Source organism: Janthinobacterium sp. MP5059B (genome assembly GCF_001758645.1).
Lineage (GTDB): Bacteria > Pseudomonadota > Gammaproteobacteria > Burkholderiales > Burkholderiaceae_D > Janthinobacterium > Janthinobacterium lividum.
Genome location: NZ_LRHX01000016.1, coordinates 663,201 through 683,257, shown reverse-complemented (window position 1 = coordinate 683,257; position 20,057 = coordinate 663,201). Strand labels below are relative to the sequence as shown.

At 63.4% G+C, this 20,057-nt stretch carries 24 protein-coding genes; 14 read left to right on the top strand and 10 right to left on the bottom strand.

What is annotated here, in order from left to right; genetic code table 11:
- Positions 1-81: 81 nt before the first annotated feature.
- From lnt to miaB, 6 genes are all read right to left on the bottom strand, one after another.
- A complete protein-coding gene (gene lnt / locus JAB1_RS20155) occupies positions 82-1,599 on the bottom strand; it encodes an apolipoprotein N-acyltransferase (protein WP_139144616.1) in 1,518 nt (505 codons plus the stop codon).
- 79 nt (positions 1,600-1,678) lie between these two features.
- Complete coding sequence (locus tag JAB1_RS20150; protein ID WP_034746750.1) at positions 1,679-2,557, bottom strand: transporter associated domain-containing protein; 879 nt, start codon at positions 2,555-2,557, stop codon at positions 1,679-1,681.
- A gap of 117 nt (positions 2,558-2,674) precedes the next feature.
- Positions 2,675-3,094 carry a DUF4259 domain-containing protein gene (locus tag JAB1_RS20145; protein ID WP_034780174.1) on the bottom strand — a complete coding sequence of 140 codons (420 nt, stop codon included), beginning with the start codon at positions 3,092-3,094 and terminating at the stop codon, positions 2,675-2,677.
- 4 nt (positions 3,095-3,098) lie between these two features.
- On the bottom strand, positions 3,099-3,563 hold the full coding sequence (gene ybeY / locus JAB1_RS20140) for an rRNA maturation RNase YbeY (RefSeq protein WP_034780171.1): 465 nt from the start codon (positions 3,561-3,563) through the stop codon (positions 3,099-3,101).
- Positions 3,547-4,611, bottom strand: a complete 1,065-nt coding sequence (locus tag JAB1_RS20135; RefSeq protein ID WP_070281531.1) for a PhoH family protein — start codon at positions 4,609-4,611, stop codon at positions 3,547-3,549. Before JAB1_RS20135 ends, ybeY begins: the two co-directional genes overlap by 17 nt.
- Positions 4,608-5,975 (bottom strand): tRNA (N6-isopentenyl adenosine(37)-C2)-methylthiotransferase MiaB, encoded by a 1,368-nt coding sequence (miaB, locus tag JAB1_RS20130; RefSeq protein ID WP_070281530.1) that lies wholly within the window; start codon positions 5,973-5,975, stop codon positions 4,608-4,610. The genes JAB1_RS20135 and miaB overlap by 4 nt, the downstream gene beginning before the upstream one ends.
- Positions 5,976-6,625: 650 nt before the next feature.
- Here miaB and JAB1_RS20125 point away from each other — a divergent pair.
- Positions 6,626-6,952 carry a hypothetical protein gene (locus JAB1_RS20125; RefSeq protein WP_034746769.1) on the top strand — a complete coding sequence of 109 codons (327 nt, stop codon included), beginning with the start codon at positions 6,626-6,628 and terminating at the stop codon, positions 6,950-6,952.
- Between the two features lie 161 nt (positions 6,953-7,113).
- On the opposite strand, the gene JAB1_RS20120 is transcribed toward JAB1_RS20125, so the two are convergent.
- Both JAB1_RS20120 and JAB1_RS20115 read right to left on the bottom strand, forming a co-directional pair.
- Positions 7,114-7,959, bottom strand: coding sequence for an HDOD domain-containing protein (locus tag JAB1_RS20120; protein ID WP_070257434.1), 846 nt, complete (start codon positions 7,957-7,959; stop codon positions 7,114-7,116).
- Positions 7,956-8,294: a hypothetical protein gene (locus JAB1_RS20115; protein ID WP_070257435.1), complete on the bottom strand. Its 339-nt coding sequence runs from the start codon at positions 8,292-8,294 to the stop codon at positions 7,956-7,958. Before JAB1_RS20115 ends, JAB1_RS20120 begins: the two co-directional genes overlap by 4 nt.
- A 205-nt stretch (positions 8,295-8,499) precedes the next feature.
- Here JAB1_RS20115 and JAB1_RS20110 point away from each other — a divergent pair, with 205 nt between their 5' ends.
- The 4 genes from JAB1_RS20110 to JAB1_RS20095 are packed head-to-tail and all read left to right on the top strand — an operon-like array spanning position 8,500 to position 11,257.
- Positions 8,500-10,077 carry a HAMP domain-containing sensor histidine kinase gene (locus JAB1_RS20110; RefSeq protein WP_070281529.1) on the top strand — a complete coding sequence of 526 codons (1,578 nt, stop codon included), beginning with the start codon at positions 8,500-8,502 and terminating at the stop codon, positions 10,075-10,077.
- A 15-nt stretch (positions 10,078-10,092) separates the two neighbouring features.
- Positions 10,093-10,680, top strand: coding sequence for a DUF1697 domain-containing protein (locus JAB1_RS20105; protein ID WP_083299830.1), 588 nt, complete (start codon positions 10,093-10,095; stop codon positions 10,678-10,680).
- Entirely contained in the window at positions 10,680-11,081 is a 402-nt protein-coding gene (locus tag JAB1_RS20100; protein ID WP_070281528.1) for a DUF3224 domain-containing protein, read from the top strand. Before JAB1_RS20105 ends, JAB1_RS20100 begins: the two co-directional genes overlap by 1 nt.
- Complete coding sequence (locus tag JAB1_RS20095; protein ID WP_034746783.1) at positions 11,078-11,257, top strand: hypothetical protein; 180 nt, start codon at positions 11,078-11,080, stop codon at positions 11,255-11,257. The genes JAB1_RS20100 and JAB1_RS20095 overlap by 4 nt, the downstream gene beginning before the upstream one ends.
- Before the next feature lie 70 nt (positions 11,258-11,327).
- Here JAB1_RS20095 and JAB1_RS20090 read toward each other — a convergent pair whose 3' ends face one another.
- A complete protein-coding gene (locus tag JAB1_RS20090) occupies positions 11,328-11,732 on the bottom strand; it encodes a PEP-CTERM sorting domain-containing protein (RefSeq protein ID WP_139144615.1) in 405 nt (134 codons plus the stop codon).
- A gap of 333 nt (positions 11,733-12,065) precedes the next feature.
- Between JAB1_RS20090 and JAB1_RS20085 the strand changes: the two genes are divergently transcribed.
- The 4 genes from JAB1_RS20085 to JAB1_RS20070 are packed head-to-tail and all read left to right on the top strand — an operon-like array spanning position 12,066 to position 14,193.
- Positions 12,066-12,419, top strand: coding sequence for a metalloregulator ArsR/SmtB family transcription factor (locus JAB1_RS20085; RefSeq protein WP_034780109.1), 354 nt, complete (start codon positions 12,066-12,068; stop codon positions 12,417-12,419).
- A gap of 8 nt (positions 12,420-12,427) precedes the next feature.
- Positions 12,428-12,853: a YeeE/YedE family protein gene (locus tag JAB1_RS20080; protein WP_034780106.1), complete on the top strand. Its 426-nt coding sequence runs from the start codon at positions 12,428-12,430 to the stop codon at positions 12,851-12,853.
- A gap of 8 nt (positions 12,854-12,861) precedes the next feature.
- On the top strand, positions 12,862-13,293 hold the full coding sequence (locus tag JAB1_RS20075) for a YeeE/YedE family protein (protein ID WP_070257440.1): 432 nt from the start codon (positions 12,862-12,864) through the stop codon (positions 13,291-13,293).
- Between the two features lie 42 nt (positions 13,294-13,335).
- Positions 13,336-14,193, top strand: a complete 858-nt coding sequence (locus tag JAB1_RS20070; protein WP_070281526.1) for a ChaN family lipoprotein — start codon at positions 13,336-13,338, stop codon at positions 14,191-14,193.
- Positions 14,194-14,207: 14 nt separating this feature from the next.
- On the opposite strand, the gene JAB1_RS20065 is transcribed toward JAB1_RS20070, so the two are convergent.
- Positions 14,208-15,035 (bottom strand): IclR family transcriptional regulator C-terminal domain-containing protein, encoded by an 828-nt coding sequence (locus JAB1_RS20065; RefSeq protein ID WP_034780095.1) that lies wholly within the window; start codon positions 15,033-15,035, stop codon positions 14,208-14,210.
- Between the two features lie 166 nt (positions 15,036-15,201).
- On the opposite strand from JAB1_RS20065, the gene JAB1_RS20060 reads away from it, so the two are divergent.
- From JAB1_RS20060 to JAB1_RS20040, 5 genes are all read left to right on the top strand, one after another.
- The gene (locus JAB1_RS20060) at positions 15,202-15,900 is read left to right on the top strand and encodes a 3-oxoacid CoA-transferase subunit A (protein ID WP_070281525.1); all 699 of its coding nucleotides are present in this window, start codon (positions 15,202-15,204) and stop codon (positions 15,898-15,900) included.
- A gap of 10 nt (positions 15,901-15,910) precedes the next feature.
- Entirely contained in the window at positions 15,911-16,552 is a 642-nt protein-coding gene (locus JAB1_RS20055; protein ID WP_071653381.1) for a 3-oxoacid CoA-transferase subunit B, read from the top strand.
- Positions 16,553-16,621: 69 nt separating this feature from the next.
- Positions 16,622-17,824: a 3-oxoadipyl-CoA thiolase gene (gene pcaF / locus JAB1_RS20050; protein ID WP_070281523.1), complete on the top strand. Its 1,203-nt coding sequence runs from the start codon at positions 16,622-16,624 to the stop codon at positions 17,822-17,824.
- 153 nt (positions 17,825-17,977) lie between these two features.
- The gene (locus JAB1_RS20045) at positions 17,978-19,273 is read left to right on the top strand and encodes an MFS family transporter (RefSeq protein ID WP_034780684.1); all 1,296 of its coding nucleotides are present in this window, start codon (positions 17,978-17,980) and stop codon (positions 19,271-19,273) included.
- Positions 19,274-19,344: 71 nt separating this feature from the next.
- Positions 19,345-20,040: a fumarylacetoacetate hydrolase family protein gene (locus tag JAB1_RS20040; protein WP_070281522.1), complete on the top strand. Its 696-nt coding sequence runs from the start codon at positions 19,345-19,347 to the stop codon at positions 20,038-20,040.
- Positions 20,041-20,057: the final 17 nt, after the last annotated feature.

The window sequence follows — 20,057 nt, the reverse complement described above, 5'->3', positions numbered from 1 at the left end:
TCAAGCGCGTCCGGGCCGGGGTTTTGCTAATTTTAGCGGTTTTTACGGGCCCACTGTGACTCTTCGGGCAATATCGGCCGCTTATTGCTGCCCGGCGCGGCCACGGCGGGCGGCGCGCGACAGCAGGAAGGCCGCCAGCAGGGCCAGCGCGGCCAGGGCCAGCACCAGTTTGTTGCCGTACAGAATGTATGGCGTCATGCCGCCCATGCCTTGCACCTTGGCTGCCAGCGTGGCTTGCTGTTCCGGCGGCAGCAGGCTTTGCACCGCGCCCTTGCCGTCGATGACGGCGGTGGCGCCCGTGTTCGTCGAGCGCAGCATCGGGCGGCCCGTTTCCAGGCTGCGCATCTGCGAAATCTGCAAATGCTGCGGGATGGCGATCGAGTCGCCGAACCAGGCCAGGTTCGAGATATTCAGCAGCACGGACGCCGACTGCTTGCCATGGCGGTGGGCGCTGGCCAGCTGGCCGGCGATTTCCTCGCCAAACAAGTCTTCGTAGCAGATATTCGGCAGCACCAGCTGGTCGCGCACCTGCAGCGGCGCCTGCACTTCCGCGCCGCGGCCCATGTCGCCCAGCGGGATGGCCATCATGGCGACAAACCAGTGCAGGCCGGGCGGCACGAATTCGCCGAACGGCACCAGATGGTGCTTGCGGTACTGGTAATACGGTCCCGGCGCGCCGTTGGGCGTGATCCCCAGCGCCGCATTGTAGAAGCGCTGCTGCTCGTCGAGCACGGGCATGCCGACCAGGATCGTGCTGCCCGTCTGCTGCGAATAAGCCGCCAGGCTGTCCAGATAGCCGGGCGGCAGCTGGTGCGGCAGCACGGTGACGGCCGTTTCCGGCGTGGCGATCAGGTCGGCCGGCGCGCTGGTGATGGCGCTCTGGTACATTTGCAGGGCGCCCAGCACGAAGCCGGGGTCGAATTTCTGCTGCTGCGGCACGTTGCCCTGCAACAGGCGCACCGTGATCGGGCGTCCGACCGGGTGCGTCCACGCCACGTACTGCAAGCCGATGCCTGCCGCGTACAGCGCGATGACGCCGCCCAGCGCAAACCAGCGCGTGCGGTGCGTCAGCAAAAGCAGGGCGCCGGCCGACAGCGCCGCCAGCCAGCCCAGGCCATACGCGCCGACGATGGGGGCAAAGCCGGCCAGCGGGCTGGCATTGTGGGCGTAACCGGTGGCCAGCCACGGGAAACCCGTAAATAGCCAGCCGCGCGTCCATTCGAACAGCGTCCAGGTGGCGGGCAGCACCAGCAAGGTCATGGCGGGCAGGGACAGCACCCAGCGCTGGCGCAGCCAGGCGGCCGCGCCCATGGCCAGGGCCACGTAAATGGCCATCAGGAGGGCCAGCAGGGCCACGGCGATGACCGCGATCGGCGCGGCCATGTCGCCATAGCGGTGCATGGAGATATACAGCCAGTGCGTGCCGGCCGCGCACCAGCCGAAGCCGTAGGCCCAGCCGATCAGCGCGCCGGCCTTGACGTTCGCCGCGCGCAGCACCTGGTAGAACAGCACGCCCAGGCTGAGGATCTGCAGGGGCCAGTAGCCGAAAGGGGCGAACGCCAGCACGGCGACGGCGCCGGCAACGGCGGCAGTCAGCATGCGCGCCCTTATGCTGCGGGGCGGTTTGGCGGGGGCGTTGGGGTCAGCGCGTCTGAAACGCATTTACAGCACGCGCATGTCAGAGTTCCAGTTCCGGCACGTTGGGCAGGCGCTCGACCAGCAGCACGTGCACCTGGCGCGCATCGGCGCGCAGCACCTCGAAGCGCAAATTGCCCAGGTCGAAAATATCGCCCTTGTGCGCCATGCGGCCCAGATACTTCGACACGAGGCCGCCGATGGTATCGACGTCGTCGTCGACCAGGTGGCTGCCCACTTCTTCGTTGAACTGCTCGATCTCGGTCAGCGCCTTGACGCGCCAGCGGGGGCCGAACTGGCCTTCCTTGAGCGACAGGATATTGTCCTCGGCTTCGTCGAAGTCGTATTCATCCTCGATATCGCCGACGATCTGTTCCAGCACGTCTTCGATGGTGATCAGGCCGGCGACGCCGCTGTATTCATCGACGACGATGGCCATGTGATTGTGGTTGGCGCGGAAATCGCGCAGCAGCACATTCAGGCGTTTCGATTCGGGGATGAAGATGGCGGGGCGCAGCATGTCGCGGACGTCGAAAGTTTCTTCTGCGTAATAACGCAGCAAGTCTTTCGCCAGCAGGATGCCGATGACCTTGTCGCGCTCGCCTTCGATCGCGGGGAAGCGCGAGTGGGCGGTGGACAGGACTTCCGGCATCCATTCCTCGATCGGCTTGCTGATGTCGATGACATCCATTTGCGAACGGGGAATCATGATGTCGCGCGCGCAGAGATCCGATACCTGAAACACGCCTTCGATCATCGACAGGGCGTCGGCGTCGATCAGCTTGCGTTCATGCGCATCGTGTAGAACTTCGAGCAATTCTGCACGGTTCTCTGGCTCGGGGGAAATGAGTGCGGTCAGGCGTTCAAACAGTGACCGGTGGGGCTTGACGTCAGTTCTGACGCCACTAGGGTGCTCGGGCATAGGAGGCGTGAGCCGTTGTTGCGAAGGGATATAGGATACACCAAAAGTGGGGGAATACCGGATTTCCCCGCTTTTGATGCAAATTTAATATGTTGAAGTGCGCCGTTGCCCGACGTTTCAGGCGTCCGCGCCCAGCACGCGCGCGCGCAGGGCCGCCACGTCGGCCTGCCAGTCGGCGAAATGCTCGCTGTCCTGCCACAGCTGGCGCAGTTCCGACGCTTCCCCGCCGATCTTGTCGAAGGCCAGGCGCGCTTTTTCCAGCAGCGGCGGCGTGACCTTCTTCTTGCAGGCGGCCACCCATTCGTCCACTTCCGCGGTGGCCGGGTCGTCCTCGCCCGGCTTGCCCAGCAGGCGCGCGATCACTTCCAGCGCGGCCAGCGCTTCGGCGGCGAACGGCGCCTCCAGTTGCGCTTCCTGGCTGTCGATGACGTTGTCGAGCGTCGTCTCGACCAGTTCCAGGGTTTTATATTCGTGCAAGTCCTGCGCCCAATCCATGGCGTAGTCGTTGCCGAAGGCATCCAGTGCCCAGGTTCCCATGCTCTTACTCCTTGTACGGGTCGGTAATGCCGAGTTTCGCGAGGATGTCCGTTTCCAGACCCTCCATCTCGGTGGCTTCCTCGTCATCCATGTGGTCGTAACCCTGCGCATGCAGCACGCCATGCACGATCAAATGGGCCGTGTGCTCTTCCACGCTCTTCTTCTGCTCCGCCGCTTCCTTCTCCAGCACGTCGGTGCACAGGATGATGTCGGCGCGCGTCGGCTCGTCGTCATTCAACTCTTCGCCTTCGTTGTAGGCGAACGTCAGCACGTTGGTGGCGTAATCCTTTTCGCGGTAGTCGCGGTTCAGGGTACGGCCTTCTTCCGCGTCGACGAAGCGGATCGTGAATTCGGCGGGGGCGAACAGGGCCGCCTTGACCCAGCGGCGCACTTTCGGGCGCGTGATCAGGGTTTCCAGGCGGGCATCCGGGTATTGCACGGACAGGGACAGTTTATTTTTTTCGGACATTTTTGGCGGCAGCTGGTTTCAACAAGGGGAGTAATTGGGCGGCGTCGGCGCCGGCCGCCTGCGCCGTTTCATAGGCGTCGACGATGCGCGCGACGAGCGGGTGGCGCACCACGTCGGTGCTGTTAAATTGCGTGAAGCCGATGCCGCGCACGTCTTTCAGCACATGCACGGCGTCGATCAGGCCGCTCGTCTGGCTCTTGTGCAGGTCGACTTGCGTGACGTCGCCCGTCACCACGGCCTTGCTGCCGAAGCCGATGCGCGTCAAAAACATCTTCATCTGTTCGACGGTGGTGTTTTGCGCCTCGTCGAGGATGACAAACGCGTGGTTCAGGGTGCGCCCGCGCATGTAGGCCAGCGGGGCGATCTCGATCACCTGTTTTTCAAACAGCTTTTGCGTGCGGTCAAAGCCCAGCAAATCATACAGCGCATCGTACAGGGGACGCAGATACGGATCGACCTTTTGCGCCAGGTCTCCCGGCAAAAAGCCCAGGCGCTCGCCCGCTTCGACGGCCGGGCGCGTCAAAATGATGCGCTTGACGGCGTCGCGTTCGAGCGCGTCGACGGCGCAGGCGACGGCCAGATAGGTTTTACCCGTGCCGGCGGGGCCCACGCCGAAGCTGATGTCGTGTTCGAGGATGTCGCGCAGGTAGGCGATCTGGTGCGGCGTGCGCCCGCGCAGGTCGGAGCGCCGCGTTTTAAGCACGGGGCTGGCGATATCCGGCTCGATGAAGGTGCTGGCGGGCGCGTTGGCGTGGTGTTCCGAGGCGGCGGACAGTCCCGCGCGCTGTTCCACCAGGGCCAGCTGCACTTCCTCCAGCGGCACGACCTTGTTGGCGATGGCGTAGAACTGCTCGAGGATTTCCACGGCGCGTTCGGCATTGCTGCCGCCGACGATGAATTTCTCGCCGCGGCGGAAGATCGTCACGTCGAGGGCGGCGGAAATCTGGCGCAGGTTTTCATCGAGGGGGCCGCACAGGTGCGCCAGGCGCGTGTTGTCCAGCGGCTCGGGGATGAAGTAATGCGGCTGTATCGGGGCTTTGGTTTTCAACTGGCTCTTTTCAATGCGGGTGCGCTGGCGACGAGTTCGCCGCGCAGGGTGTAGGAATGGCTTTCGGTGATGCGCACGTCGACCAGCTGGCCGGTCAATTGCAAGCCGTCGGGACCGGCGTCGAAATTGACCACGCGGTTGTTTTCCGTGCGGCCTTGCAGTTCGCTATCGTCTGTATCCTTTTTGGAGCGGCCTTCGACGAGGATGGTTTGCACCGTGCCCACCATGGCCAGGCTGTATTTGCGCGTGTTGGCGTCGATGGCCGCCTGCAGCTGCTGCAGCCGTGCCAGCTTGACTTCGTGCGGCGTATCGTCTTCCAGGCTGGCGGCCGGCGTGCCGGGGCGCTTGCTGAAGATGAAGCTGTAACTGTTGTCGAAGCCCACGTCCGCGATCAGCTTCATCATGGCGTCGAAGTCGGCCTGCGTCTCGCCAGGAAATCCCACGATGAAGTCGGACGAAATGGCCATGTTCGGGCGCACGGCGCGGATGCGGCGGATGATGGACTTGTATTCGAGGCCCGTGTAGCCGCGCTTCATGGCGCCGAGGATTTTGTCGGAGCCGTGCTGCGCCGGCAGATACAAATGGTCGACCAGTTGCGGGATCTTCGCATAGGCGTCGATCAGGCGCTGCGTGAATTCCTTCGGGTGGCTGGTGACGAAGCGCATGCGTTCGATGCCGGGGATGTCGGCCACGTATTCGAGCAGCAGGGCGAAGTCGGCGATCTCTCCGCCTTCCATCGCACCGCGGTAGGCGTTCACGTTCTGGCCCAGCAGGGTGATTTCCTTGACGCCCTGGGCGGCCAGGCCCGCCACTTCCGTCAGCACGTCCTCGAAGCGGCGCGACACTTCCTCGCCGCGCGTGTAGGGCACGACGCAGTAGCTGCAATATTTGCTGCAGCCTTCCATGATGGAGACGAACGCCGAAGCGCCCTCGACCTTGGCCGGCGGCATGTGGTCGAATTTTTCGATTTCCGGGAAGCTGATGTCCACTTGTGAGGCGCCGCTGGAGCGGCGCAACTCGATCATCTGCGGCAGGCGGTGCAGGGTTTGCGGGCCGAAGACCATGTCGACATACGGCGCGCGCTTGACGATGGCGTCGCCTTCCTGCGACGCCACGCAGCCGCCCACGCCGATCAAGAGGTGCGGCTTGGCCAGCTTCAGGTCGCGCAGACGTCCCAGGTCGGAAAACACTTTTTCCTGCGCCTTTTCGCGCACGGAGCAGGTATTGAGCAGGATCACATCGGCATCTTCCGGCGTGTCCGTGCGCACCAGGCCATCGGAGGCGCCCAGCACGTCGGCCATCTTGTCCGAGTCGTACTCGTTCATCTGGCAGCCGAAGGTTTTAATGAATACTTTTTTCTGCATGGAGTTGGGCGCTTATCGGTAAATGTGGCGGCAAACAAGATGGCTGGGCGGGATGCTGCAGCGTAGGGGGCCGCTCAGGGCGGGCGCGGTGGATGACCGGCCTGGCGCCTCTGGCTGCCCGGCGGCAGGCTCGCTGCAAGTTCAGGCGATAGTTTAGCGTAAAACGCCGGGGCGGGCCATGTTGTGCTTACCTTGCCGACAAGGTTGCCGCCTGCATATGCCGCCATGTGTCGTGGTGCTCAAAAGCATTTATTGCCGTGCGACACCATTGATTTGTAACAAGTTGCTGCAAAGCCTTGTGTGCGCCCGCTGGCATCCTAATGTGTTGAAATAGCATCGTTGCCAAGCCAACCAGCAGCTTGATTGATATTTAACAATCAGGAAGTTTGCGCGAGGCGCAGATGCTGCGTGTTTGGGCTAGTATATTGCCTTATATGCAATTCATTTTTGGCGAGTCATACGTGCTTTGAGTGTCTTTATTCACGCGGCAAGTTGCGTACGTTGGCTGGGCGTGGCAGTGCGAGTCCTGTACAGGCAGTGCGATAAGGAGGGAGGGCTGAATCCGATGGAAGACGTTTATTTGAACACTCTAAGCCAGCCTTAAGTTCGTATCGGCATTATTTTCTACATTCACCAGACGAGGAAAAATCATGGCACATCATGCATTAGCATCGCAAGAGAGTTACAACCCGAACCACCTGCTGGACATTCTGCTGAGCAAGATGCAGCTGAAAAACGATGCAGCCCTGTCGCGTCTGCTTGAAGTGGCGCCACCGGTCATCAGCAAGATCCGCCACCACCGCTTGCCGGTCGGCGCCTCGCTGCTGATCCGCATGCACGAAGTGACGGGCATGAGCATTCGTGACCTGCGTGACTTGATGGGCGACCGCCGCACCAAGTATCGTCTGTCCGACGCCCAGGGCCGTCCAAAAGCGGAAGACCGCGGCGATGCGCAAGAATCGAATTACGCGCACTGATGTGGTGGTTGTACGCTGACTGTGCCGCTTGCGTAGCTGCTGGCGGCAACAGGCTGGCGTGGACCGGGCAGCAGGACGTACCGCAGTACCTATAACGGCTTTCGCCTCGCAGCGAGAGCCGTTTGCGTTTGCGGCTGTGCCTGCCGAGTTCGCTTAAGCAATCAGCTTAGCAAGGCCGAGGTGATTTCATCGTAGCGCAGCTCCGTTTCGCGGAACAGCTGCAGATACGTGTCTTCGCCCAAGCCCAGCGCATCCCAGGCCACCGGCGAGACGCGCGGCACCATGTCGTCGCCCGCCTGCGCCAGGTCGAGCGCGCAAACAAGCGCATTGGCCACGTGGATCAGCGATGCGAGGAAGCCTGCCCCCGGCGTTTCCGGCTGCAGGTAGTTGGCCAGCGCCAGGCGCATGGTATCGGAAAAATTCCAGTGTTCGGCCAGCGCCACGCCGGCCTGCACGTGGTCCACGCCCAGCACGGTTTGCTCCGCTTCGAGCAGGCTGCAATCGTGCGCCGCCTGGTGCGCGATGACTTGCGCGTAGTGCGCGGGAAAGCTGCTGACCAGCACCAGGCGGCCGATGTTGTGCAGCAAGCCGGCCGTGAAGGCGTAATCCTGGTTGAAGCGGATCTGCCGCGCCAGCACCTTGGCGCAGGCGGCTGTCGCCACCGAATGGCGCCAGAAGGCCTTGTCGTCGAAGCCGGGGCAGCGACCTTCCGGGAAGCAGCCCGTGATGGCGGCCGACGTGATCAGGCTGCGCGTGGTCTGGAAGCCCAGGTACGTGATCGCCTGCTGGATGGTGGTGGCCTTCACTTGCAAGCCGTATTGCGACGAGTTGGCCAGGCGCAGGGTTTTCGCCGTCAGTGCCTGGTCGTACGACACTTTTTTGGCCAGTACGGAAATATCGACGTCTTCCTGGTCGATGCTGTTGAGCAGTTCCATGACGACGGCGGGCAGCGAGGGCAAATCGTCGAGGTGGGCGACGATATCGTCGAGGGTCAGCTGGGTGCTCATGCGGCCTCTCCCGTGCCCAGGCGGTACGCCGTGACATAGCTGCGCAGCAAGGTGGTGGCCGCGTCCAGGGGATCCTCCGGGTCATGCTTGCGGAACAGGTAGGCCAGCCGTTCGCTGTCGGCCGCCTGTTGCGCGGCGATTTCTTCGGGCGACGGTGGCGGCGCCTGGATCGGCAGCATGTCGATGTTGTGGCGCGGCATCAGGGCCAGCATGTTTTCAGTCAATACCGCGCCTTGCGGCAACAGCACTTGTCCATGCGCATCGAGCAAGACATCCGACAAGACCATGCCAGGACGAACTTGTTCCAGGGGTAGATGTTGATGCATGACCGCCATGACGACTCCTTAGATGATTGCGGGATATTACCATTGCCATGACGCAATGTCTCAACCTGTATCAAGGCCCGGTGGAAAACGGTATTGCTGTAAATCTTGCCAATAAGCATGTCATACCGTACATTTGATTCAGGCTGTTGTTCGCTGACGTATCTGCGCCCGCGCCGCGGGCCGGCGACCGGCCTGGCCCGGGGAGTGTTGATTGATGGTGAGTATCCAAGTCCGGCTGACCCTGCTTTTTGTCGTGATCGTCACCCTGGTGCTGGGCATTTCGGGTACCTATACCCAATATACCTTGAGCAAGGAACTCGAATCGGGCAGCGCGCGCCTGCGCAGCGGCGTGCTCACGCGCTTGCAGACGAGTTTGCCTTCCGCCCTGTGGGATCTCGATAAATCCAAGGTCGACAGCATCGTCGCGGCCGAAATGCTGCCGCCGGAACTGGTCGGCATCCGCGTCTACGACGCCTCCGTCGGCCTGTTCGCGGGCGAAGTGCGCGACGCGGCGGGCACCCTGGTGCCGCTGACGGCCGACGTGGCCATGGGCGGCACGCCCGTCGAGGCGCCGCTGGTGTTCCGCGACGCCGTGGCCGCAGCCACGGGCGGAAAGCCCGTGATCGTCGGCAAGGTCATCGTCAATTTCAGCCGCGCCCAGATCGATGCGGCCCTGCGCGGCGAAGTGCGGCGCAAGGTATTGGAAGTGTTGCTGCTTGACATCATTTTGGTGGGCGCCCTGGCGCTGAGCCTGCGCATCGTCTTCGGGCCCTTGAAACAGTTGCGCGACGGCTTGTTCGATCTGGCCACGCGCGGCAGTGACGATGTCGAAGAGCTGCCGGAAAACCGGCGCGACGAGCTGGGCGACGTGATCCGCGGCTTCAATGCCGTGCAGCGCAAGCTCAAGTCCATCATCGAGGGCAGCCGCGAGGCGGAAGACATGGCGCGCCGCTCGCAGCAGGCAACGGCGCAGGCCATGGACGAGCTGCGCCGCGCGCAGGAATCGTTGCTGCAGTCGGAACGCCTGGCTTCTCTGGGTAGCCTGGTGGCCGGCGTGGCGCATGAAATCAACACCCCGGTCGGCATCGCGCTGACCAGCGCCTCGGTGCTGAAGGAAGCCACCGATGCCATCAGCACGGCGGTGGCCGGCGGCAGCGTGAAGAAGACCGATATCGTGCGCTACCTGGAAACGGCCGGCGAAAGCGCGCGGCTGATCATGAACAATGCCTATCGCGCCGCGCACCTGATCCACAGTTTCAAGCAGATCGCCGTCGACCAGGTCAGCGAGGCGCGCCGCTTGTTCGAATTGCGCGACTATATCGGTGAAGTGATTTCGAGCCTGCAGCCGACCCTGAAAAAGACGCGCATCCGCATCGATATCGATTGCCCGCCCGGCATCATGCTCGACAGCTATCCGGGCGCGCTGGCGCAGGTGCTGACCAACCTGGTCTTGAACTGCGTCGAGCACGCCTTTGATGCGGACACGGACGGCCATATCCATATCGGCGTGCATGGCGATAACGACTGGATCGCCATGCAGGTGCGCGACGATGGCCGCGGCATCGCACCCGACATGCTCGACCGCGTGTTCGACCCGTTTGTCACCACGCGGCGCGGACAGGGCGGCACGGGCCTGGGCTTGAATATCGTATTCAACTTGATTGCCAAGCAATTTGGCGGCACCATCACGGTCAGCAGCACGCTGGGACAGGGTGCGACGTTCCTGCTGCGCCTGCCCAAGGTGACGCCATTGCCGGAAGGCGCCGCCAGTGGTCCTGCCGGCCAGGCATAGGCAAGGAGACAATACATGGCACAGATGGAAAACAGTCAGCAGGTGGCGCTGTTGCGCGGGATCAATGTGGGCCGCGCCAAACGCGTGGCCATGGCCGACTTGCGCAAGCTGCTGGGCGACCTGGGGTTTGCGCAGGTGCGTACCGTGCTCAACAGCGGCAACGTCGTGTATGACGGGGGCAAGGTCGCGCCGGCCGACGCCGCTGCCCGCATCGAGGAAGCGCTGGTGCTGAAACTGGGCGTGGCGGCCAGGGTGACGGTGCTGTCGGCCAGCCAGTTTGCCGAACTGATCGAACAAAACCCCCTGGCGCCGGCGGCCGATGCGGCCCGGCTGCTGGTGCTGGTGCTGAACAATCCGGCCGACGTCCAGCGTCTGGCGCCCCTCTTGCAGCAGCCGTGGCAGCCGGAAGCGCTGGCGCTGGGGCGATGGGCCGCGTATGCCTGGTGTCCCGATGGTGTGCTGGCCAGCAAGGTGGTGGCGGCCCTGGGCGTGCTGCTGGGCGATGGCGTCACCTCGCGCAACTGGGCCACCATGCAAAAATTACATGCGCTGCTGAACGGGCCGGAAGCGGCAGCCACATCCTCACTCACCAAGGAGTACTGATGCCTTTCATTACAGGTACCTTCGACGTCACGCTCAGTCCGGAAACCTTGTCGGACACGGCCGCGCAATCGGGGCTGGGGCGCTTGTCGCTCGACAAGCGCTACCACGGCGCCCTCGACGCCAGCGCGCAGGGCGAGATGCTCAGCGCGCGCGCCAGCGTGGCCGGTTCGGCAGGCTATGTGGCGCTGGAGCGGGTGGAAGGCAGCCTGGACGGGCGCCATGGCAGTTTTTATTTGCAGCACAGCGGCACCATGACGCGCGGCGCGCCCGCCTTGTCGGTGACGGTGGTGCCCGATACGGGGACGCAGCAGTTGCAAGGGCTCACCGGCACCCTGGCCATCCGCATTGAGGACGGCAAGCATTATTACGACTTTACGTATGACATTGTTGAGACGCAATGAACTGGGATATCGTCAAGGGGGTCTTGATCGTGCTCGTGGCCATCAGCGTGGTGGTGACGGCCTTCGTGCTCATTTCCGCCTCGGGACCGGACAAGGCGGGCTGCATCGCGCGGGCCCTGAAGTCGGGCATTCCGGTGGGGAATATCGAACGGGTCTGCCGCCTGCTGGACAAATGATGACGCCATAAAAAAACATTCCGCACCAGGCGGAATGTTTTTCAGCAGCGCCTTGCCAGTGCTGGCGCCGTCAGTTATCGAATTTTTCCTGTTTTTCGCCGTGCAGGCTCAAGGCCACCAGGCCCAATCCCACCAGCAGCATCGAGTACATGCTCGCTTCAGGCACGGGGGCCGGCACGTGGGCTTGCTGTGCGGGCGCGGCCGTCATGGGCCTGGCCGGCGCCAGGGCCACATGGTGCGCGCCACTGGTGCTCCAGTGCGGTGCCGCGGCCGCGCTGCTGGCAAGCAGGCGTGCATACGGCAAGTCCGGCGTTTCCCAGCCGGGATTATTATTCAAGCTGATGCTTTCATCGATCGCCACGCGTTCACCGGTTTCCTGCTGCTTGCCGGCCGCCGTGTCGCTGACTGCCGCCACGCTCCATGTGCTGGCCGACAGCGCCAGCAAGGCCACGCATAACGGCTGATAGATACTCATCGTGCTCTCCCTGTTGTTCACCGCGCGGCGCAGCCGAAACCGGCTTGCGCATGGACGGATAATTCGCCTGTACGGGGGCGTATCATGGTTTTTCTGCTGTTCTCCCATTACAGCATAGATCGTGACAATTTTGATACGTTTATTTCCTCTTTATTACGAATATTTGTCATTTTGATAGCGTAAACATGATCGTTGCCGCACACTTTGCATGAGCACGCTATCGCCAAAAAACACTGTTGTTTTTTTGTGCGAATCGCCAGCAGGAAAACAGTATATTGATTAGTATATTGTTTATCGCATGATGATCAATATGACCGCCTGTGGGAGGGCAAGATGGAGACAGTCGCAACACCGCAACACGCATACAACCTCGACGCCATGCGTGGCTCGGCCTACAAAGCCAGCTCGCTGCTCAAGGCCATGGGCAATGCCGACCGATTGATGCTGCTGTGCCAGCTATCGCAGGGCGAGCATTGCGTCAGCGACCTCGAACAAAAAGTGGGCATCGGCCAGCCGACCCTGTCGCAGCAGCTGGGCGTGCTGCGCGAAGAGATGCTGGTGGCCACGCGGCGCGATGGCAAGCAGATTTATTATCGCGTCGCCAGCCCGCCCGTGCTGGCCGTGCTGCAAGTGCTGTACGCGCAATTTTGCGCGCCGCGCCCCGCCTTCAACGACGAAGCGGACTGAACGCTGCCATGAGCATAGCCTGGCAGCACTTCACGCCGTGGGCCTCGCTGGCCGGCGGCATGCTGATCGGCCTGGCGGCTGCCCTGCTGATTCTGTTCAATGGGCGCATCGCCGGCATCAGCGGCATCCTCGGCGGCTTGCTGCGGCCGCGCAGTGGCGACCTGGGTTGGCGCATCGCCTTTCTTGCCGGCCTGATCGGCACGCCCCTGCTGTACCAATTGTGGCAAGCCTTGCCGCCCGTGCAGATCGACGCGGGCACGCCCGCCCTGATCGTCGCGGGCTTGCTGGTGGGCGTGGGCGTGCGCTATGGCGCCGGCTGCACCAGCGGCCACGGCGTGTGCGGCCTGTCGCGCCTGTCCCCGCGTTCGCTGGCGGCCACCATCGCCTTCATGGCGGCCGGATTCCTCACCGTGTATCTGTTGCGCCATCTGTGAGCAAGCTTATGAGCAAGCTGATCCTTTCCCTGTTGAGCGGCCTCCTCTTCGGCCTGGGCCTGATCGTCTCCGGCATGGGCAATCCGGCCAAGGTGCTCGCTTTCCTCGACCTGGCCGGGGCCTGGGATCCGTCACTGGCGCTGGTGATGGGCGGCGCCATCGGCGTTGCCCTGCCGGCTTTCTGGCTGGCGCGCCGGCGCAGCACGGCGCTGCTGGGCGAGCCCATGCAGTTGCCGGCATCGCGGCGCATCGACCGGCGCTTGCTGCTGGGCAGCCTGGCCTTTGGCGTGGGCTGGGGCATCGCCGGTTTTTGTCCCGGTCCCGCCCTCGTATCCCTGCTGGCGGGCCAGCCGAAAGCGTGGCTGTTTGTGGGCGCCATGCTGGCCGGCATGGTCCTGTTTGAAGTGCTGGAGCGCCGCAAGCTGCCCGCGCCGGTCTGAGACGGTACAATCTGGCGCATCGCCACTTTGGATACTGCTTACATGAAGACCGTGATTTTCCGCGCCGGCGCGCGCGCCGCCCTGCTGTCCAGTGTGCTGGCGCTGGCCGCCTGCGGCAGCTTGCTGAAGAAGGAAGCGCCGCCCGCTCCCGTGCCCGTGGCCGACACCTTGCCTAATCCTCAAGTCTTGCTGCTGGGCGAAGTCCATGACAATGCGCAAGGCCAGCGCCTGCGCGTCGAAGAATTGCGTCGCCGCCTGGCAGCCGGCTGGCGTCCCGTGATTGTGATGGAGCAGTTCGACCGCGAAAACCAGGATTTGCTGACGCGCGCCGCGCGCGATTGCGCCGATCCCGACTGCATCATCCGCGTGATGGAACAGCCGCGCTGGGACTGGAGCTTGTACCGGCCCGTGCTGGACCTCGTCATCAGCTACCAGCTGAGCCTGGTCGCCGGCAACCTGTCACCGGCCGATGCGTCGCGTATCGTGCGCGACGGCATCCAGTGGTCCATGCCGCCCGCCATGGGGGCCACTTACCTGGCCGCGCCCGTGCCGGCCGATATCCTGGACGGGCAACAGAAGGAAGTCCAGGCGGCCCGCTGCAATATGCTGCCCGACATGATGATCAACGGTGTCGTCAACGCCCAGGTGGCGCGCGATATCTGGATGGCCAAGCTGATCCGCGACCAGGCGCCGCGCGACGTGGTGCTGATCGCCGGCAATGCCCATGTGCGCAAGGATATCGGCGTGCCCCGCTGGCTGAAGCTGGCCGACCCGCAGCTGAACGTGCGCAGCATCGGCTACCTGGAGCAGGGCGGCAGCGGCTACAAGGGCACATTTGACCTGACGCAAACGATGCCGGCGCAGCCGCGCGCGGACCCGTGCTTGAAGTTTAAAAAATAAGGTTTAAGAAATAATCACTGCTGCACCCGCACCAGGGCGCTGACCCGGCTGGCCGTCTCGAGCAGTTTCGGCAAGCTGTGTTCCAGCAGGTGCGCAACGGACGGCCCCGCCGTCTGGCCGCTGACGTTGATCGCCGCCACCACCTTGCCAGCCCGGTCGAACACGGGCGCGGCCAGGGCGATCAAGCCCTGTTCCAGCTCTTCCTGCACCAGGCACCAGCCCTGGCGCCGCACTTGCGCAATCTCTTCCATCAAGACGTCGATATCGACCTTGGTCGCCGGCGTGATTTTCAGCAGTGCCATCTTCGACAGCCGTGCGTGCAGCACGTCGGGCGCCAGGCCCGCCAGCAAAACCCGTCCCATCGAGGTGCAGTAGGCGGGCAGGCGGCTGCCGATGCCCAGGTTGATTGACATGGTGCGGTGCGCGGACAGGCGCACCACATACACGATGTCATCGCCGTCGAGCACGGTGGCCGAGCACGACTGGCGCAAGGTCTGCATCAATTCTTCCAGCAGCGGCTGCGCCTGCGTCCACACGGGCAAGGACGACAGGTAGGCGTAGCCGAGGTCCAGCACCTTGGGCGTCAAACGGAACAGCCGTCCATCCGCTTCCACATAACCGAGATGCAGCAAGGTGTGCAGGATGCGCCGCGCGCCCGCGCGCGTCAGCTGCGCCCGCTCCGCCACTTCGCTCAGGGTCTGTTGCGGCGCGTCCGCGCCAAAGCTGCGCAGCACGGCCAGCCCCCGCGCGAACGATTGCACATAGCTGTCGCCGGGACGCGGTGCGCCGTCGGCGTCAAGGGTGTCTGCGGCGGAAAGGGGCGTGCTGCGGAGGTCGGTCATGGCAATTCCAATTGATCAAGGTGGCAATTATAGCCATGGCGCTGGCGAAAACGGCAAATTGACAAGCGCCCCGATCAGGCATATTCTCACGAATAAGTTCTAAATACGAATATTTGTTCGTTATGAGAACAAATAACAGATGGCTTTGATTTGGAGGAGGCAGGCAATGATCGACAAACTGCGTTCCAGCGTGCTTGATGCGCTGGCCGATATCCACGATGGCGCCACCGTCATGATTGGCGGCTTTGGCGGCGCCGGCCAGCCGGCCGAGCTGATCGACGGCTTGATCGCCCAGGGCGCGCGCGACCTCGTCATCGTCAACAATAACGCGGGCAATGGCGATACGGGCCTGGCTGCCCTGCTGAAAAACGGGCAAGTGCGCAAGATCATCTGCTCATTTCCCCGCCAGGCCGATTCCCACGTCTTCGATGCCCTGTACCGTGCGGGCAAGCTGGAACTGGAGCTGGTGCCGCAGGGCAACCTGGCCGAGCGCATCCGCGCCGCCGGCGCCGGCATCGGCGGCTTTTTCACGCCCACGGGCTATGGCACGGACTTGGCCAAAGGCAAGGAAACGCGCGAGATCGATGGCCGCATGTATGTGTTCGAGTCACCGATCCACGCCGATTTCGCGCTGATCAAGGCGGAGCAGGGCGACCGCTGGGGCAACCTGACCTACCGCAAGACGGCGCGCAACTTCGGCCCGATCATGGCCATGGCCGCGAAAGTCAGCATTGCTTCCGTGCATGAAGTTGCCGAGTTGGGCAGCATCGATCCCGAGCACGTCATCACGCCGGGCCTGTTCGTGCAGCGCATCGTGCAAGTGCCGCGCACGGCCACCGGCCCCGCTGGCTTCAAAGCTGCCTGAGGAGTATCAAGTGAATAAATGGAATCGAGATCAAATGGCGGCCCGCGTGGCGGCCGACATCCATGAAGGCAGTGTCGTCAACCTGGGCATCGGCTTGCCGACCCTGGTGGCGAACCACTTGCCGGCTGGCGCAGACATCATCCTGCACAGCGAAAACGGCGTCATCGGCATGGGCCCCGCGCCCGCGCCCGGCGAGGAAGACTACGACCTGATCAACGCGGGCAAGCAGCCCGTTACCCTGCTGGCGGGCGGCAGCTATTTTCACCATGCCGACAGCTTTGCCATGATGCGCGGCGGCCACCTGGACATCTGCGTGCTGGGCGCTTTCCAGGTGTCCGCCACGGGCGACCTGGCCAACTGGCACACGGGTGCGCCCGACGCCATTCCCGCCGTGGGCGGGGCCATGGACCTGGCCATCGGCGCGAAAAAAACCTGGGTCATGATGGAATTGCTGACCAAGGGAGGCGAGAGCAAGCTGGTGCAAGCCTGCACCTATCCGCTGACGGGCATCGCCTGCGTCAGCCGCATCTACAGCGACCTGGCCGTGCTCGACCTGTCGCCTGCCGGCGCCACGGTCGTCGAACTGGTCGACGGCTTGAGTTTTGAGCAGCTGCAAGCCTTGACGGCCGTGCCGCTGACGGACGGACGTTAATTCACCATCAATACGTCGCCATCAATACGTCACCATCAATACGCAAACTACTTTCTTGGAGGAAAGAACATGACCCACGCATATATCTGCGACGCCCAGCGTACGCCCTTTGGCCGCTATGGCGGCGGACTCGCCGGCGTGCGCGCCGACGACCTGGGCGCCGTGCCCATCCGTGCCTTGATGGCGCGCAACCCGCACGTGGATTGGAATGCCGTCACCGACGTGCTGTACGGCTGCGCCAACCAGGCGGGCGAGGATAACCGCAACGTGGCGCGCATGGCCGCCTTGCTGGCCGGCTTGCCCGACAGCGTGCCGGGCGCCACCCTGAACCGCCTGTGCGGCTCGGGCCTGGACGCTATCGGCAGCGCCGCCCGCTTCATCAAGAGCGGCGAAGCGGGCTTGCTGATCGCCGGCGGCGTGGAAAGCATGAGCCGCGCCCCGTTTGTCATGGGCAAGGCGGACAGCGCCTTTGCACGCGGCATGAAAATGGAAGACACGACCATCGGCTGGCGCTTCATCAATCCCTTGATGAAGGCGGAGTACGGCGTCGATTCGATGCCGGAAACGGCGGAAAACGTGGCCGTCGACTTCGGCATCAGCCGCGCGGACCAGGATGCGTTTGCCCTGGCCAGCCAGGTGAAAGCCCTGGCGGCGCAGCAGGCGGGCGTGTTCGACAGTGAAATCTGCCCCGTCAGCATCGCGCAAAAGAAAGGCGATCCTGTCGTTGTCAGCCGTGACGAGCATCCGCGCGCCACCACGCTCGACACCCTGGCCAAATTGAAACCCGTCGTGCGCGCGGACGGCACGATTACCGCCGGCAACGCGTCCGGCGTCAACGATGGCGCGGCGGCCCTGCTGCTGGCCGATGAAGCCAACGCGGCCCGCTTTGGCCTGACGCCGCGCGCCCGTGTCGTGGCCATGGCGACGGCTGGCGTGGCGCCGCGCATCATGGGCATCGGCCCCGCGCCCGCCACCCTGAAAGTGCTGGCCATGACGGGCTTGACCCTGGCCGACTTCGACGTCATCGAACTGAACGAAGCGTTTGCCGCCCAAGGCCTGGCCGTGCTGCGCCAGCTGGGCTTGCCTGACGACGACCCGCGCGTGAACCCGAATGGCGGCGCGATCGCCCTGGGCCACCCGCTGGGCGCGTCGGGCGCGCGCCTGGCCATGACGGCAGTCAACCAGCTGCACCGCACGGGCGGCCGCTACGCGCTTTGTACCATGTGCATCGGCGTGGGCCAGGGCATCGCGCTGGTGCTGGAACGGGTCTGATTCCACGCGCCCGCAGGCGAAAAAAAGTTGCCGGCGATACGTATTAACGCGTATGCCGGGTGGCTTTTTGACCCCGATCAAGGGCGTATGATGCAAAACCAGCCCGGGCAACCCGGCTGGCGTTGGCTTTTTCACACGAACAAGAAGACTGATATGACATCCCACGATACTCCGCACGACGTTGCGCAGCTGACTTCCCAGCAGCGCATCAAGGCCATCATTGGCGCTTCCTCCGGTAACCTGGTCGAATGGTTCGACTTCTACATTTACTCGTTCTGTGCGCTGTATTTCTCGCACGCCTTCTTCCCGTCCGGTAACCCGACGACGCAGCTGCTGCAGACGGCCGGCATCTTTGCCGCCGGCTTCCTCATGCGCCCGGTGGGCGGCTGGCTGTTCGGCCGCATCGCCGACAAATACGGCCGCCGCCAGTCGATGATGATTTCCGTGCTGATGATGTGCGGCGGCTCGCTGATGATCGCCGTGCTGCCCACGTATGAAACCATCGGCGCCTTCGCCCCGTTCCTGCTGCTGGTGGCGCGTCTGTTCCAGGGCTTGTCCGTGGGCGGCGAATACGGCACCAGCGCCACCTACATGAGCGAAGTGTCGGAATCGGGCAAGCGCGGCTTCTTTGCCTCGTTCCAGTACGTGACCCTGATCGGCGGCCAACTGCTGGCCTTGCTGGTACTGGTGGTCTTGCAGCAATTGCTGACCCTGGAAGAATTGCGTGCCTGGGGCTGGCGCATTCCGTTCGTGTTTGGCGCCCTGGCGGCCCTGGTGTCGCTGAACCTGCGTAAATCCCTGACGGAAACAACCACCGCCAGCGAGCGCAAGGACAAGGACGCGGGCAGCCTGCGCGGCTTGCTCAAGCACAAGCGCGCCTTCATCACGGTACTCGGCTTTACGGCCGGCGGCTCGCTCGTGTTCTACACGTTTACCACCTACATGCAGAAATACCTGGTCAACACGGCCGGCATGGACACCAAGACGGCCAGCGCCGTGATGACCTGCGCCTTGCTGGTCTACATGGTGCTGCAGCCGGTATTCGGCGCCTTGTCCGACCGCATCGGCCGCCGCACCTCGATGCTGTTCTTTGGCGGCCTGGCCACCCTGTGCGTGCTGCCGATCATGCATGCCTTGAAGGACATCACCAGCCCGTACGCGGCGTTTGGCCTGATCATCATCGCCCTGGCCATCATCAGTTTCTATACGTCGATCAGCGGCTTGATCAAGGCGGAAATGTTCCCCGTCGAAGTGCGCGCGCTGGGCGTGGGCCTGTCGTACGCGGTCGCCAACGCCATGTTCGGCGGTTCGGCCGAATACGTGGCGCTGCAGTTCAAGGCCTGGCATGTGGAAGAGTATTTCTATTGGTACGTGACTGTCATGTGCCTGATTTCCTTCATCGTCGCCATCCGCATGCCGGACCCGAGCCGCTCGGGACTGCTGAAATAAAGTTACCGTAAAATAGGGGACACTGCGGTGTCCCTTTTTCATCACCGTTATCGTGCCGATCAGGAGTTTTCATGCCGTATGTCATTCCCGCAGCCATCCAGCCCAGCGTTCCCGTCACGGGCAGCGCCGACAGCTTTCCCGTCCACCGCATCTATTGCGTGGGGCGCAACTATGTCGACCACGCCAAGGAAATGGGCCACACAGGCCGCGAGGCGCCGTTTTTCTTCATGAAACCAAACGACGCCGTGCTGCCCGTGCCTGCCGGCACGACGGGCGAACTGCCGTATCCGGCGCAGACGCAGGATTTCCAGCATGAGATGGAACTGGTGGTGGCTATCGGCAAGGGCGGCAGCGACATCGGCGTGGCCGATGCGCTGAGCCACGTGTGGGGCTATGCGATCGGCCTGGACATGACGCGCCGCGACGTGCAGGGCGCAGCAAAAAAACTGGGCCGTCCATGGGACACGGGCAAGGCCTTCGAGCATTCGGCGCCCATCGGCCCCATCACCCCGGCCGCGCAGGCGGGCGACGTCAGCCATGCCGCCATCACCCTGCACGTAAACGGCGAGCTGCGCCAGGGCAGCACGATCGATATGCTGATCTGGAACGTGGCTGAAACCATTGCCGACCTGTCGACCTACTTTACCTTGCAGCCGGGCGACCTGATCTACACGGGCACGCCGGCCGGCGTGGCGGCCGTGCAGCGCGGCGACGAGCTGGTGGGCGCCATCGATGGCCTGGAGACCTTGCGCGTGAAAGTGGTCTAAGTTTTCAAGGAGAGCGG